This is a genomic window from Hoeflea ulvae (genome assembly GCF_026619435.1).
GTDB classification, from domain to species: Bacteria; Pseudomonadota; Alphaproteobacteria; order Rhizobiales; family Rhizobiaceae; genus Hoeflea; species Hoeflea ulvae.
The window spans coordinates 1,141,163-1,155,808 of the sequence record NZ_JAOVZQ010000001.1; the positions used below are offsets into that span (position 1 = coordinate 1,141,163).

General features: G+C 62.6%; 14 protein-coding genes. 7 read left to right on the forward strand and 7 right to left on the reverse strand.

All coding sequences use genetic code 11. The annotated features are described in order from the left end of the window. Positions 1-13: 13 nt before the first annotated feature. On the forward strand, positions 14-1,165 hold the full coding sequence (locus OEG82_RS05395) for an aminotransferase-like domain-containing protein (protein WP_267611412.1): 1,152 nt from the start codon (positions 14-16) through the stop codon (positions 1,163-1,165). A 99-nt stretch (positions 1,166-1,264) separates the two neighbouring features. On the opposite strand, the gene OEG82_RS05400 is transcribed toward OEG82_RS05395, so the two are convergent. Further along, positions 1,265-3,166 carry a propionyl-CoA synthetase gene (locus OEG82_RS05400; RefSeq protein WP_267611413.1) on the reverse strand — a complete coding sequence of 634 codons (1,902 nt, stop codon included), beginning with the start codon at positions 3,164-3,166 and terminating at the stop codon, positions 1,265-1,267. A 70-nt stretch (positions 3,167-3,236) separates the two neighbouring features. Next, positions 3,237-3,977, reverse strand: coding sequence for a FadR/GntR family transcriptional regulator (locus OEG82_RS05405; protein WP_267611414.1), 741 nt, complete (start codon positions 3,975-3,977; stop codon positions 3,237-3,239). A 217-nt stretch (positions 3,978-4,194) separates the two neighbouring features. On the opposite strand from OEG82_RS05405, the gene OEG82_RS05410 reads away from it, so the two are divergent. After that, positions 4,195-4,590 (forward strand): rhodanese-like domain-containing protein, encoded by a 396-nt coding sequence (locus tag OEG82_RS05410; RefSeq protein ID WP_267611415.1) that lies wholly within the window; start codon positions 4,195-4,197, stop codon positions 4,588-4,590. A gap of 96 nt (positions 4,591-4,686) precedes the next feature. Here OEG82_RS05410 and OEG82_RS05415 read toward each other — a convergent pair whose 3' ends face one another. Beyond that, complete coding sequence (locus OEG82_RS05415; protein ID WP_267611416.1) at positions 4,687-5,307, reverse strand: alpha/beta hydrolase; 621 nt, start codon at positions 5,305-5,307, stop codon at positions 4,687-4,689. Positions 5,308-5,351: 44 nt separating this feature from the next. Further along, positions 5,352-6,284, reverse strand: coding sequence for a VOC family protein (locus tag OEG82_RS05420; RefSeq protein WP_267611417.1), 933 nt, complete (start codon positions 6,282-6,284; stop codon positions 5,352-5,354). Between the two features lie 122 nt (positions 6,285-6,406). Here OEG82_RS05420 and OEG82_RS05425 point away from each other — a divergent pair, with 122 nt between their 5' ends. Further along, complete coding sequence (locus tag OEG82_RS05425; RefSeq protein WP_267611418.1) at positions 6,407-7,306, forward strand: LysR family transcriptional regulator; 900 nt, start codon at positions 6,407-6,409, stop codon at positions 7,304-7,306. A 77-nt stretch (positions 7,307-7,383) separates the two neighbouring features. Here OEG82_RS05425 and lsrK read toward each other — a convergent pair whose 3' ends face one another. From lsrK to OEG82_RS05435, 3 genes are read right to left on the reverse strand one after another with little or no spacing between them, the layout of a single operon-like run. Further along, positions 7,384-8,949 carry an autoinducer-2 kinase gene (gene lsrK / locus OEG82_RS05430; protein WP_267611419.1) on the reverse strand — a complete coding sequence of 522 codons (1,566 nt, stop codon included), beginning with the start codon at positions 8,947-8,949 and terminating at the stop codon, positions 7,384-7,386. A 28-nt stretch (positions 8,950-8,977) separates the two neighbouring features. Further along, a complete protein-coding gene (locus tag OEG82_RS24210) occupies positions 8,978-9,181 on the reverse strand; it encodes a hypothetical protein (protein WP_324288937.1) in 204 nt (67 codons plus the stop codon). 26 nt (positions 9,182-9,207) lie between these two features. Beyond that, complete coding sequence (locus OEG82_RS05435; RefSeq protein ID WP_324288938.1) at positions 9,208-10,236, reverse strand: LVIVD repeat-containing protein; 1,029 nt, start codon at positions 10,234-10,236, stop codon at positions 9,208-9,210. Positions 10,237-10,513: 277 nt separating this feature from the next. Here OEG82_RS05435 and OEG82_RS05440 point away from each other — a divergent pair, with 277 nt between their 5' ends. The 4 genes from OEG82_RS05440 to OEG82_RS05455 all read left to right on the forward strand — a co-directional run bounded on the left by OEG82_RS05440 (position 10,514) and on the right by OEG82_RS05455 (position 14,639). Beyond that, complete coding sequence (locus OEG82_RS05440; RefSeq protein ID WP_267611420.1) at positions 10,514-11,446, forward strand: sugar-binding transcriptional regulator; 933 nt, start codon at positions 10,514-10,516, stop codon at positions 11,444-11,446. Between the two features lie 182 nt (positions 11,447-11,628). Then, positions 11,629-12,660, forward strand: a complete 1,032-nt coding sequence (locus tag OEG82_RS05445) for an ABC transporter permease (protein WP_267611421.1) — start codon at positions 11,629-11,631, stop codon at positions 12,658-12,660. Positions 12,661-12,692: 32 nt separating this feature from the next. Next, positions 12,693-13,829, forward strand: a complete 1,137-nt coding sequence (locus OEG82_RS05450; RefSeq protein ID WP_267611422.1) for a substrate-binding domain-containing protein — start codon at positions 12,693-12,695, stop codon at positions 13,827-13,829. 84 nt (positions 13,830-13,913) lie between these two features. Then, positions 13,914-14,639: an ATP-binding cassette domain-containing protein gene (locus OEG82_RS05455; RefSeq protein WP_267611423.1), complete on the forward strand. Its 726-nt coding sequence runs from the start codon at positions 13,914-13,916 to the stop codon at positions 14,637-14,639. Positions 14,640-14,646: the final 7 nt, after the last annotated feature.

Genomic DNA, 14,646 nt, shown 5'->3' on the forward strand with positions numbered 1-14,646 from the left:
GCAGGCAATGCCGATGCAATATTCTCAGATTGCACGGCGCACCAGGCCCTCGGGCATTCGCGCCGCACAGACCGAACGCCCTGACATGATCTCCTTCAGCAAGGGGCATCCGGATCCGTCATTGTTCCAGGTGCCGAGGCTGCAGGGCATTCTCGATGCTCTGCTTTCGGGGAATGGCGCTGCCGAAGCCAGCCTGCAATACTCCACCGGGGCGGGGATCGAGCCGCTGCGCCGCGAGATCTGCAGGATCATGCAGGAGCGCGGTGTCGGCTGCGGCCCCGAAAACATCCTGATCACGAACGGGTCACAGCAGGGCCTGTTCATGTCCGCGATGGCTTTCGCCGATCCCGGGCAACATGTCATGGCGCGTCAGCCGGTCTACACCGGCGCCTTGCAGGTTTTCCAAACCCTGGGACTGAGCGTGGTCGAGCCAGATGCAGCGGATGCTTCGCCGGCATTGCTCTACGAGATTCCCAATTTTCACAATCCGACCGGCGCCTGTCTCGATCTTGCAGCACGCACGGCGCTTGTCGATCAGGTGCATCGGGCCGGGGCCATCCTGATTGAGGATGATCCCTATGGTTTGCTGCGCTACGAGGGAGAGGATCTTCCCGGTCTTCTGGCAATCGACGCCGGGCGGGATTCGATCGAGACCGCGCGGACGCTTTATCTCGGCTCACTGTCGAAAACGGTCGCGCCGGGCCTGCGCATCGGCTGGGTGGTCGGCCCCGCCGCGATCATTTCACATCTCACCGATCTGAAATATGTCCAGGACATCCAGAGCGGAACGCTTGTCCAGCAATTGGCTGCAGGCTTCCTGAAGGATGATTTCAACGGGGCCACAGAGGCGGCACGCTCGGTCTATCGGGACCGAAGGGATGCGCTTCTGGCCGCCCTGGACACTCGCTTCGGAGCTCGCGGCGGCTGGATCCGGCCGGAAGGCGGCTTCTTCATCTGGGTGGAACTGGATGGCGGTATCGATGCAGCCGCGCTGTTGCGGCGGGCGATGGAAAAGGGTGTGAATTTTGTGCCGGGCAGCGCCTTCGGCACCGGCGGGCGCTTCGCCAGCCATATCCGGCTGGGTTTCTCGCACTCCGATCCGGCCGATTTCGACCGCGGCATTGCCCGTCTGGCCGAAGCCCATGACGACCTGATCGTCGGATAATCCGCCGGCGCGTCTGCGCCGACACTCCCCATGATGTGACGACGTCTGCCTGACCGGCACCTGGCTTGCAAAAGCCGGGCGCCGGTCAGGCGTTGTCATTCACGCGCCGGGCTGGGCAAAGCCAAGCGCATGCAGCGCCAGCTTGATCTCCTCGAGCACGACCGGGTCCTCGATGGTCGCGGGAATGCGCGGGGTTTGCCCGTCGGCAATATTGACCATGGTCCCGCGCAGGATCTTTCCAGAGCGGGTCTTCGGCAGGCGCTCCACCACGGTGGCATGCCGGAACGAGGCGACAGGACCGATCTTGTCGCGGACAAGCCGGACAAGTTCGGCGCTGATCTCTGCAGGATCGCGGGTGACGCCGGCATTGAGACAGACCAGCCCGACCGGCACCTGGCCCTTGAGCGTATCGGCTGCGCCAATCACCGCGCATTCGGCGACGTCGGGGTGGCCGGCAACGACCTCCTCGATACTTCCGGTCGACAGCCGGTGGCCGGCGACATTGATGATGTCGTCGGTCCGGGCCATGATGTAGACATAGCCGTCCGCATCGATCATGCCGGCGTCCCCGGTCTCGTAGTAGCCGGGAAACTGGCTCATATAGGACGAGATGAAGCGGTCATGCGCATTCCAGATCGTGGTGAAGCAGCTCGGCGGCAGCGGCAGCCGCACCACGATTGCGCCAAGCGTTCCTGGAGCGACTGGCAGACCCGCTTCATCCAGAACCCGGATGTCGTAGCCCGGCATCGGCACCGTCGGGGAGCCCGGCTTGACAGGCAGAAGCTCGACACCAGCCGGGTTTGCGGCAATGCTCCAGCTCGTTTCGGTCTGCCACCAGTGGTCGATGACCGGCTTGCCGGTTTTTTCCTCCGCCCATTGAATGGTATCGGGGTCGGCGCGTTCTCCGGCCAGGAATACATATTTGAGCACGCTCAGATCATAGTCCTTGAGCAATTCGCCTTTCGGGTCAGCGCGCTTGACCGCCCTGAATGCCGTGGGCGCGGTGAAGAAACTGCGCACCTTGTGTTGCGAGATCACCCGCCAGAAGGTGCCGGCGTCCGGCGTGCCCACCGGTTTGCCTTCAAAGAGCACCGTGGTGTTGCCATTGATGAGCGGGCCGTAGCAGATGTAGCTGTGGCCCACGACCCATCCCACGTCGGAAGCCGCCCAGAAGACATCGCCCGGATGCACATCATAGATATTGCGCATCGACCAGGACAGGGCCACGAGCTGCCCCGCGGTCGGCCGCACCACGCCCTTGGGCTGGCCGGTGGTTCCGGAGGTGTAGAGGATATAGGCCGGATGCGTGCCTTCCACCGGAACGCAATCTGCTGGCGTTGCCCCCTCCTGGGCCTCGTACCAGTCGAAATCCCGGTTGTCTTCAAGCGTCGCGCGTTCCTGCTCGCGCTGCAGGATGAGGCAAAAGTCGGGTTTGTGATTGGCCATCGAAATGGCGCCGTCAAGCAGCGGCTTGTAATGCACGATCCGTCCCGGCTCGATCCCGCAGGAGGCGGCGAGAATGGCTTTCGGCGTCGCATCGTCAATCCGCGTTGCCAGTTCCTGCGATGCGAATCCGCCGAACACGACCGAATGGATCGCGCCGATCCGGGCGCAGGCCAGCATCGCGATCAGTGCTTCGGGAACCATCGGCATGTAGAGGATCACCCGGTCGCCCTTGGTGATGCCTTTTTGCTGTAGCGCGCCGGCAAGCAGCGCGACGCGTGTCTGCAATTCGGCGAATGTGATTTCGGCGATGGTGTCGGTTACCGGGCTGTCATAGATGATCGCGGTCTGCGCTCCGCGACCCGCCTCGACATGGCGGTCGACGGCATTCCAGCAGGTGTTGACCATCGCATCGGCAAACCATTCATGGCCGCCATCTGCGGTTTGCGACAGCGCCTTTTCAGGGGGCACAACCCAGTCGATGGCCCTGGCTGCATCCAGCCAGAAACCCTCCGGATCAGCCTGCCAGGACTGATAGAGCTCCTTGTAAGTAGTCATGTCGCAATTCCCGTAATAGCCGCCGGGCGACGAGGGTCGCTCAGCGGAGGCTGCATCAATGTTTAAAGTGTCAGTTGCCCCGGTCCTGGGTGCTGTCGGTCAACCGCCGCCGCGATCGCGACAAATGCATCCGCATCGCCGCCGACGCCAGCACCGGGTCGCCCGCGGAAATCGCTTCGTAGATCTCGGTATGTTCGTCGTTTACTCTGCGAATTCGCTCGGAGTTGGAACTCGTCGTCATGCCGAGCGACACGCGCAACAGCCGGACGGTCTGTTCCTGGATCATCCTCATGGTGTCGATGAAGAAGATATTGCCGGTGGCAGCGCAGATTGCCTGGTGAAAGGCAAGGTCGCTCTCAGGCGTGATGAAATCCGACATGGCTTCGGTTCGAAGCCGGTCATGCGCGGCATCGATATTGGCAAGGTCCTGATCGTTGCGGCGCTGCGCCGCAAAAGCTGCCGCAGTCCCCTCGATTTCGATGCGGTATTCGATACATTGCAGCAAGACGTCGAAATCGCCCGGCTGCGCAAAGTCCACCAGTCGCTTTGACGGGCGGCGCTTGATAAAGGTGCCGCTGCCGCGTTTGCGCTCGACAATGCCACCGGCGCCCAGCCGGGCAAGCGCCACCCGGACAATCGGGCGCGACACCGAGAACATGCGGCAGTAATCGTTTTCCGATGGCAGTTTCATCCCGACTTCAAAGGATCCGCTGAGAATTTGCGACAGGATTTCGCCATACACGTGATCAGCAAGCGGGCTGTTGGTGCCTTCATCGCTGCCGTCGGGTGTTGCGGTGGTTTCGTCCTGCATGCCGTGCCCTTTAGCTCGTGCCGTCTCGAGTGCCTGATCGCATAGATATTACAGATTTTATCAGGTGTAAATTACATACTTGTATTTATCTGGTTATTCTGTATCTCCTGAAGCACGGCAGGCCGGGACGGCAGGCGACATCCTGCTCCAGATCATGGTCAAGCGCACCCTGGGCGAGGTCCTGGTGCGGCCACGGACATCAAGGGAGGAAACGAGCATGAAACGCGGATATCGGCAACTCATTGACGAGGCGGAAGCCCAGATTGAAACCTTGTCTCTGGAGGAGGCGGCCGCCTTGCACGGCAACGCCGATGTGACCTTCATCGACCTGCGCGACCGCCGGGAGCTGGAGCGCGAAGGCCGCGTGCCCGGCGCGTTCAATTGCCCGCGCGGCATGCTGGAATTCTGGATCGATCCGGACAGCCCCTATCACAAGCCGGTGTTTGCCGAGCCGAAGAAATTTGTGTTCTATTGCGCCAGTGGATGGCGTTCGGCGCTGGCAACGCTTGCCGCGCAGGAGATGGGCCTTGATGCGGTGTCGCATATGTCCGGCGGCTTTTCGGCCTGGAAAAAAGCCGGCCACCCGACAGAGGCCGTGGAACGCAAAGGCTGATTTCTGCGCTTGAGCCGGTCCTGTGCCCGCATACGGGCGCCGGAGGCAACCAACTGTTTGCCTCCGGTCTTTCATATATGTAAGGTTTTGCTAACGTTAACGGCTTTGCGGCGCTGACAGGAAAGCTGCCAATGCCGCAAGTTCCGGCTGACGGATCTCGTGCCCGCCATCATGGAAGCTGGTCTCCACCTCGCTGCCCTGAGCGCCGAAATAGGCCACGAGCCGTTCGGTCAGCGGCAATGGACAGATCGGATCGCGGCGGCCGCCGGTGATCAGCACCTGCTTGCCGGCGAGCCCGGCATTGGCCTCGGGCTGCCACGGAATCAGCGGATGCAGCAGCGCCATCCTGTCAAACAGGTCCGGGTGCTTGAAGGCGACGGCGGCCAGGATATTGGCGCCATTCGAATAGCCCATCCCGTAGACCGGACTGCCCGGATGAGCCGCCTTGTAACCAGCCACGAACGCCGCCATTCTTTCCGTCCGCTCGGCGAGGTCGGTCATGTCGTAGACCCCTTCGCCGGTGCGGCGAAAGAACCGCAACGCGCCGTGTTCCGACACATCGCCGCGCGGCGCCACAAGCCCGGCCTTGGGCAGGATCTGCTCCACCAGGTCGGAGAACTGGTGTTCGTCCCCGCCGGTGCCGTGGAAGGCGAAAACCAATGGGTCGCCGGCGGCGGCAGGCGTTCTCGTCAGGGCATGATAGAAAGTGCATGTCATGCAGTCAGTCTCCGCTGGCGGGATCGCGGCCCCGCCTCGATAAGTCAGTCGGTGATCGGCTCGAGCAGTTGAGCTATCTCTTCACGATGCTGCTCATAGCGGCTCGGCAACTTCAGGCTCTCACCCAGATGGGCGACATCCTCGTCGCGGTCAAAGCCGGGCTCATTGGTGGCGACTTCGAACAGCACGCCGCCCGGGGTGCGGAAATAGATCGCCCAGAAATAGTCGCGATCGATCACCGGCGTCACCTGGTAACCGGTGTCCAGCAGCGCCTTGCGGACCTCAAGCTGTGCCGCCCGGTCTTCCACCGCAAAGGCGATATGGTGCACCGAGCCTGCGCCCTGGCGTGCCGCATCGGCCTCCGGCACGGCCTCGAGGTCGATCACATCGGCGCCATTGCCGCCCGGGATTGCAAAGCGGGTGTGGTTGCCCTGCCGGTCAACCTGCTCATAGCCCATGAAGCGCAGCAATTCGCCGGTGGCGCCGCTGTCCTTGAGCCGCAGGCTGGCGCCGCGAAAGCCCTGAATGGCCTCCGATGCGGCGATATCGCCATGCTGCCAGCCGGCTCTGCCGTCATTGTCGATTTCGACCAGCGAGAAGGCGTCGCGGTCCGGGCCGTCGAAGCGGAGCCGCTTCTCGCCGAAGACTTCGCTCTCGCTCAGGCCGCTGACATTCTGCGCCACGAGCCGGTCCTTCCAGAACTCCAATGCGCCCCGGGGAACGGTGAAATAGGTCTCGCCGACCTCGCCTGCGCCCTGCTGCCCCTGGACAATATTGGGAAAGGGGAAATAGGTCATCACCGATCCGGGCGTGCCGAATTCGTCGCCGTAATAGAGGTGATACACTTCCGGAGCATCGAAATTGACGGTCTTCTTGACCCGCCTCAGTCCAAGCTTCTTGGTGAAGAAATCGTTGTTCTGCTGTGCCTGGGCGGCCATCGACGTGACGTGATGAAGGCCCTTGATCTGTGTGATCATGATGGGGTTCCTTTCTGCTGCGCGGCCGTGGAGCGCGCCTGAGCAGAAGATGGTGCATAATCAGGTCAAACTGAATGGCAATAATATTGACAATACTATTGCGTTATCCGTAATAATCACTGATGAACGAATTCAGCCAGATCAAGGCTTTCCTCGCCGTCGCCGAACTGCACAGCTTCGTGGCGGCGGCGCGCCAACTGGCGATGACGGCGCCCTCGGTGACACGCGCGGTCAGCGCCCTGGAGGAACGGCTCGGTGTGCAATTGCTGTTGCGCACCACCCGACAGGTGTCGCTGACCTCGGCCGGGGCGATCTATGCCGCGCGGGTCGGGCCATTGCTCGCCGAGTTCGAAAAGGCCGGTGAGGAGGTGCGCGAACAGCAGGGCGAGGCGGCCGGGCTGTTGCGGATCAATGCGCCGCTGTCGCTGGGCCTGCAGATTTTGCCCGAGGTCGCCTCCGGATTCCGCGCGCAACACCCCGAGACCGCCCTTTCCCTTCATCTGACCGATCGGTTCATCGACATTGTTTCCGACAATATCGATCTGGCGATCAGGATATCGCAGGCGCCCGGGGACAAGTCGACGATCTGGCGCAAGGTCTGCCGGGTCCGCCGCGTGCTGGTTGCCGCCCCGGACTATCTGGCGGCGGCCGGGAGCATCACCAGGCCGGAAGATCTCCACACCCGTGCCTGCCTCGCCTATGACGAGGAGGCGTTGAGCGAAATCTGGGAGCTGTCCTATGCCGGCCGCAGCCACAAGGTCCGGGCCGGGCAGACGCTTGCCGGCAACAATGGTGACCTGATCGGGAGATTGGCCGAAAACGGCGAAGGCGTGGCGCTGCTGCCCCTGTTCATCGTCGAGCCGTCGCTTTCCGCCGAGCGGCTGCAGCAGGTACTGCCCGACTGGGAGCCGACGCCGCTTTGGCTGACGCTCTATTATCCGCCCTACGAGAAATTGCCGCTGCGGGTGAAGAAATTTTCCGACTTTTTCGAAAACTACGTCACCCGCATCCGCTCACTTTAGCGGGCACGCCTTGTCACCGGACGATGCTGCGGCGCCTGCGCATGTCCAGCGGCTGGGAAGGCTCCCGCTGGCAGGCATCAGATGCCGGGTGCCCGCCACATCGAGGTGGTGACCTTGCGGTCGGCCAGTTGCTTTTGCGCGGGATAGGCCGCTTCCCAGCGGGCGCGCGTGTCGCGATACACGCCCGCAAGCGCCGGGTCTGGTGTCAGGATCTTGTCGATCCCGGACATCGCATCACCTGCCTCCACCAGGGTGGAATAGGCGCCGATGCCGCAGGCCGCAACGGCGGCACAGCCAAGCGCCGTGGCTTCCCGCACCTTGGGCAAGGCGACTTCGCGCCCCAGCACATCGGCGAGAATCTGCCCCCACAAGGCCCCTTTCGAGGCGCCGCCGGCAAAGACGACCGGCTTGTCGATGCTGACACCGGAAAACTCGATGACCCGTTCCAGGTTGATGCTCGACACGATGGCCGCGTTTTCCTCCAGCGCGCGAAACAGGCTTGCCCGCGTCGTGTGCCCCGGTTCGATCGACATGTTCAGAAACGAGGGTGCTGCGTGATACCATTGCCCGAAATCCATGGCATCGGAAAACACCGGAATGATGCCGTTGCTGCCGGGCGGCACCTTGGCGGCCAGTTCTTCCAGATAGGCATAGACGTCGATGCCGCGCGCCTTGGCCACGGCCTGTTCGGCATCGCAGAATGTGTCGCGGAACCAGCGCATGGTCAGGCCGACGAAGAACGAAATGCATTCGGCCTGGTTGAGGCCGCCGATCACATGCGGATTGATCCGGACCCGCATGGTGTCGTCGGAGCGTCCGGCCGGAATGTTGATGATCTGCTGCCAGAAGGTGCCGCCCAGGATCGCCGCATCACCATCGCTGGTCACGCCCAGCCCGAGCGAGCCCATCTGCACGTCCCCGCCGCCGCAGATGACCGGTGTGCCCTGCCGCAAGCCGCTTTCCTGCGCGGCCTTTGCTGTCACGCGGCCGATCACCGAGCCGGGTTCGATGACATCGGGAAACAGCCCGCGCGGCAGCCCGGCCTTTTCGATCAGCTCGTCCGACCATTGCCTGGTCGTCGGATCCATCAGTCCGGTGGTGCCGGCATTGGACGGTTCGACCACGATTTCACCGCTCAGCCGTGCTGCGATCCAGTCATTGATCATCGACAGCCGCGCCGCCCGGTCAAAGATGTCCGGCCGGTTGTGGCGCAGCCATTCAAGCCGCGGCCAGGCCCCCAGCGCAAAGGTCTGACCACTGGTGCGGTAGAATTCCCGCTCCAGGCTGGCATCGCGCGTCTTCAGCGCAGCAACTTCGGCCGTCGACCTGCCGTCAACATTGGCGCAGGCCCAGATCTCGGTCCCCGATGCGTCATAGAGCACGATGCCCTCGCGCATCGAGGTGGTGCTGATCGCGCTGATCTGGTCGGCGCGAACATCCGCCTCCGTCAGTGCCTGCCGCACGCAGCGGCACAGCAGCGGCCAGTTTGCGCCGGTGTCGAACGCCATCGACCCCGGCACATTGGGCTCCTCCACATGGGTCCATTCCTGCTGACCCAATCCGCACTGCCGCCCGGTCTGGTCGAACACCACGGCGCGGCCGCTTCCGGTGCCGGCATCAATGGCAAGATAATATTGAGGCATCTGGTTCTCCCGAAGCGTTGCGGACAGTTCAGCCGTCGAATTCGGCGATATGCAATCCGCCACCGCTGAAATCAGTGAAATAGATCAGTCCGGACTTGTCCACGAACACATCCGTGGTGTTTATGACCAGCGGTCGGTCCGGACGGTGATCGACATGTTTGTAGGGCGCCTGCGGCACCACCGCGCCGACTTCCTTGGGGGCGTAGGGATCCGATATGTCGTGAATCCGCAAGCCGCCATTTTGCCACGTCGAAAAGATCAGCGAGGAGCTGACAAAGCTGCCGGGGCGGTTTTCATGAATATTGTGCGGCCCGAAATGCCCGCCGACGTTTTTGTAATCCCGGTCTGACGGTTTCGGAAAGGTCGAGATCGACACCGGATTGGTCTTGTCGCGGATGTCGAACACCCAGATCGGCTTGTCGCCATCCTCTCCATTGTCGAGCACGGCCTCATCGGCAACGATGAGCAGATCCCGGTCGGGCAGGGGCAGGCAATTGTGGGTGCCGCCGCCAAAGGGGGCGCCCAGTTGCGGTGTGCCAGCATTTTCGGCGCCGCCCGGTCGGCCACATCGACCACCACGAGACAGCCGTCGCGCCAGCCGCAATAGGCGGTGTCGCCGTGTACGATCGGATGGTGCAGGCTGTAGCGGCCCTGGCTCAGCGGCCAGTCCGGGGTCTCGCCGGCGGCAATGTTCATGCCGGGCAGCCAGAACTTGCCGACAATCTCGGGTCGGGTCGGGTCCGACATGTCGATGGTGACGAGGATGAAATCGGAAAATCCCTCGAGCTGCGCCGAGGCATAGGCCCAGCGCCCGCCGACATACCAGATCCGGTGCAGACCGACGCCATTGACCGGCATGAAGCCGATCTGCCGTGGATTGACGGGATCGCTCAGGTCGAACACCGCCATGCCGGCAGAGTAATCGCGCGCGCCGTGGCCGATTGCCTTGGAGATGTCGTGGGTGTCGGCCTTGTAGTAGTTCTTCTCGTCATCGCTCGCCGGTGTGGCGAAATGGTCCTCGCCATGGACCGCCAGCAGCAGATTGTCGTGAACCTGGAGATGCAGTGACCAGGTGTTGGGCGGTGCAGGGATGAAATTTACGGTGCAAGGGTTTGCCGGATCGCGCACGTCGATCACGCTGAACCCCTTGGAGAAGATATGGGCGACATAGGCATATCCGTCGCGGACCATGATCTGGGTGCCGTCGGACCGGCCGCCCTGATCGGAGTGTCCGACGAGCCGCATGTTAAGCGCATGGGCTGGCGCGCGCAGGTCGTTGTTGGTCATTGCTCTTCTTCCTGTAGAGTGTGGCACCATCTGGAACGCGATGGCCGGAGTGTTCGCTTTACACTTAGATCATTTGCTGTGACAATATACATATGAACACCTCGCGCTTCACTCGTCAAGCATTCCGCGCAGCCGCGCCAAATCCTGCGGGACCGTGCCTTCGGGCGCATGCGGCTGCTTCGGCGATTGAAATTTTACCTTTGCGAAGCGGTTGGGGTACTCATGGGCAGGAATCACAGGCACCAATGTCGCCGCCCGGCGCAAAAGAGGGGCATCAATGAAAGAACGCGAAATCGCCACCTTGTCCGATGAGGACGCGCTTCTGGCGCGGGTTGCCTGGTATTATTATCATGACGGACTGACGCAGCAGGTGATCGGCGAAAAGCTTGGCCTGCCCCGGATCAAGGTGTCGCGCCTGCTCGAAAATGGCCGGCGCACCGGCATGCTGGAGGTGCGGATCAACTCTGCCCTGCAGGGGTGCCTCGAGATCGAAAAGCGCATCCAGGACCGGTTCGGATTGAAGGAAGTACGGGTGATCCCGCATCTGGAGACCGAAGCCCTCAGCGACCGGCTCGGCCAGGCGGCGGCGCAGGTCCTGATGCACAAGCTGCACGAGGGCGGGCTTCTCGCGGTCGGGTGGGGCGAAACCGTCGGCGCGGCGATAAACCGGCTGGGTCACCTGTTTCAGGACCGCAGCATCGACCTTGTCGCTATGACCGGCGGGGTTCAGGCCTATGTCGACGGTCTCCGGCTGGCCGGAAACGACCGCAAGATGTTTCTCGTACCCGCGCCTCTGGTCGTCGAGGATCCGCAGGTGGCGCAAGCCATGCTGCGCGACACCGGCGTCCGCAGCACGCTCGACATGGCGCTGCGCGCCGACTACGCCCTGGTCGGCATCGGCGCGGTGGATGAAAAGGCCAGCGTTATCCGCCACGGCTATGTTCACCCTGCGGAAGTTCGTGCCATGCGGCGCGGTGGCGCGGTGGGCGACGTCCTGTGCCGCTTCATCGACAAGGACGGCCACGAGCTGGACTTTCCCCTGCATGACAGGGTTATCGGCCTGCCCCTGGAAAGCTATCGCGGCAATCCGCAGATGATCGCGGTTGCCGGCGGGCAGGACAAGATCCCGGCGATCCGGGCGGCCCTGCAGGGCGATTTCATCGACATTTTCGTCACCGATGAAGAAACCGCCAACACCCTGATGCAATAGACGTTCCTCGCTCTATCAGTCGATTCCGGCCTCGCTGGCGCCGCGGCGGCTCTCGCTGCGGTGGCGAAGCCTGCGCAAAAACGAGCCTGCCCGGTGAAAGAATGCCTTGACAGATTCACGGAACAATGTGTTCATATGTTCGGACGAGGAATAAATGATCTTACTGACTGCGGGAGAATGTTTTGAGTTTGGTACAGGAAAATCGGGAGGACCCCGCCAAACGGCTTCGTGCCGAGCTTGAGGTCGCGGACTGGCGCAACAGCCTGCCGCCGCTCTTCGGACCGACCAAGGTGCCGCTGTCCGCACCTGCGGTCATGCTGCTGATCATCGCCATCGTCATGGGGTTTGCCGCACCGTCGTTCTTTTCGCTCGGCAATCTGCGCGCCATCTCGATCGATGCCTCGCTGATCATGCTGCTTGCCGTCGGGATGACGGCAGTAATCACCGCGCGGGGGATCGACCTGTCGATCGGGGCGATCCTGACATTGTCCAGTGTCGCCTTTGCCGCCGCGCTCAAGGATTTCGGCCTGCCTTTGTGGCTGTCGGTCCTCATCGGTTTCGCCACCGGCGGGCTGTGCGGTCTGGTCAACGGCATCCTGATCACCAAGCTCAAGATGCCCGACTTCATCGTCACGCTTTCCACCGAGCTGATTTTCCGCGGCCTGGCGCTGGTCTATGCCGGTGGCGGCGTGTTCTTCGCCTTTCCCGAGGCGATCACGTGGCTCGGCCGCGGGCGTCTTCTGGGCATTCCGGTGCCGCTGGTGATCGGCCTGACCGTTGTCATCATCGCCCATTTCATCTTTGCCTATCACAAGGTCGGCGCCCGGCTTCATGCCGTCGGCGGCAATCCGACCGCGGCCAAGCGGCTGGGGATCAGCGTCCTGCACTACCGCATCGGCGTCTATGTCTTCATGGGCCTGATCGCGGCACTGGGCGGCATCATGTTGACCGGCCGTCTCGACGCCGTCGTGGCATCGGGCGCAGTCACCATCCTGCTCAACACCATTGCGGCGGTCATCGTCGGCGGCACCAACCTGTTTGGCGGCCGTGGCTCGATCGTCGGCACCCTGCTGGGAGCATGGCTGCTGGCGACCATCGTCAACGCCGTCGTGATCCTCGGCTTCGAGGCTTTCTGGCAGCACGTCGCTGCCGGCGCCGTGATCCTGATCACCATCGGCCTTTATTCGCGCCGCAATACGAGGACCGAAGAATAGTCGAACGCATAACCAAAGGGAGGAAGACCAAGATGAAGACCATATCCATGAGGACCGCATTGATGACGGGCGCCGCGCTGCTTGCGATGTCGCTGCCGCTGGCCGCACAGGAGGTGCCGGCCGGTGCACAGGAGCGGGGATATCTGCTGCTGCCCGAACTGCACGAGATGATGCCTGAAGAACGCACCAAGATGGAAGCCTTCATGCAGCGGGTGCAGGCCGATACAGTCAAGAGCACCAAGACCTATGACGAGCCGCTGAAGATCGCGATGATGTTCCCGAGCCTCGAGACATCGGACGCCTGGGCGCGCCTGAACATCTCGACCCGGGCGCGGCTGGAGGAAATGGGAATTCCGTTTGAAGTGACGGAATTCATGATCCGTCCTGACGAGCATGACCGCCAGGGCGTGCAGGTCGAGCAGGTTCTGGGTGGCGATTTCGATTATGTCGTCATCGGACCGTCGGAATACCAGGTGCAGAAATCCAACATCACGCGTCTTGCCGAGGCCATGCCGACGCTGGTGATGAATGTGGTGAACCCCTTTGTCGACACGCTCGGCACCGACAAGCAGCCGCTCACCCATGTCGGCTTCGACCACACCATCGGCGCAGAGGCTTTGTGCCGCTGGGTAATTGGTGAAACCGGCGGTGAAGGCACCTTCGCGCTGGTGCGCTATATTCCCGGCCTGATCGACAGCCAGCGCTCCGACCACTTCGCCGAATGCGTCACCGCCAATTCCAACATGACGCTGGTCGACGAATTCGAGGCCAATGGCGACCGCGAACTCGCCTTCAGCGGTGGTCAGGCGCTGCTCAGCCGCCACCCCGACATCACCATGCTGCATGCTGGCAACACGGCGGTGGCGCTCGGCGTTCTCTCGGCCGCGGCCGAACGCGGCAAGCTTGACGATGTCATCATCAATGGCTGGGGCGGCGGTGCCGACGAGTTGAAGTCGATCAAGGAAGGTGGCCTGAAGGTCACGGCCTTCCGCGTCAATGACGACTGGGGCGTTTCGGTGGCGGAAGCCATTCGCGCTCATGCCGAGGGCGACGACGTGCCCGTGGTGCTGGCCGCGACTATCAAGCCGATCGACTACTCCATGACCGCCGAGCAGATCGACGCCGAGACGGATTACGCCTTCCGTTATTCGGGACAGCTCGACCGCTAGGTCCCGCACTCACCGACACGACGCAGGGGCCGGAGCCGGTCCCTGCGTTCCAAGACATACAAGTTGCAATCTGGAAGACATGACATGAGCGTAGTCCTTCGCGGAATTTCCAAACACTACGGCGCGGTCACGGCAATCGAGGGCATCGACCTGACCGTGGAAGCGGGCGAGGTGGTCGGTTTGCTCGGTGACAACGGTGCCGGAAAGTCGACGCTGATGAAGGTGCTCGCCGGTGCGGTGACACCCGACGCCGGCACCATCGAGGTGGACGGCCAGGTCCATCAGTTCCGCAATTCCTCGGAAGCCAGCGATGCAGGCATCGCCATGCTCTACCAGGATCTGGCGCTGTTTGACGAGATGCCGGTGGTGCACAACATCTTTCTCGGGCGCGAAATGACCAACGCCCTCGGCTTTCTCAGATATGGCGCCATGCGCAAGCGTGCGCAGGAGATCGTCAACGGATTTTCGGTACGGCCCTTCGATGTGCGCACGCCTTCGGGACATCTCTCCGGCGGGCAGCGGCAGGTGTCCGCGCTGGCCCGCACCACGGCCTTCGGCAGCCGCTACATCATTCTCGATGAGCCCACATCCGCACTCAGCCCCAGTGCCCGCGACGAGGTCCTGACCATCGTGCGCGAACTGGCCGACAGCGGCATCGGCATCATCATGGTCAGTCACGATCTCGGCCATGTCCGCAAGGTCTGCGACCGGGTGGCGATCCTGCATCTGGGCACCATGGCCGGCGTGCGCGACATGGCCACCACCACCCAGGACGAAATCATCACGCTCATTGTTCAGGGACACGCCTGAACCAACT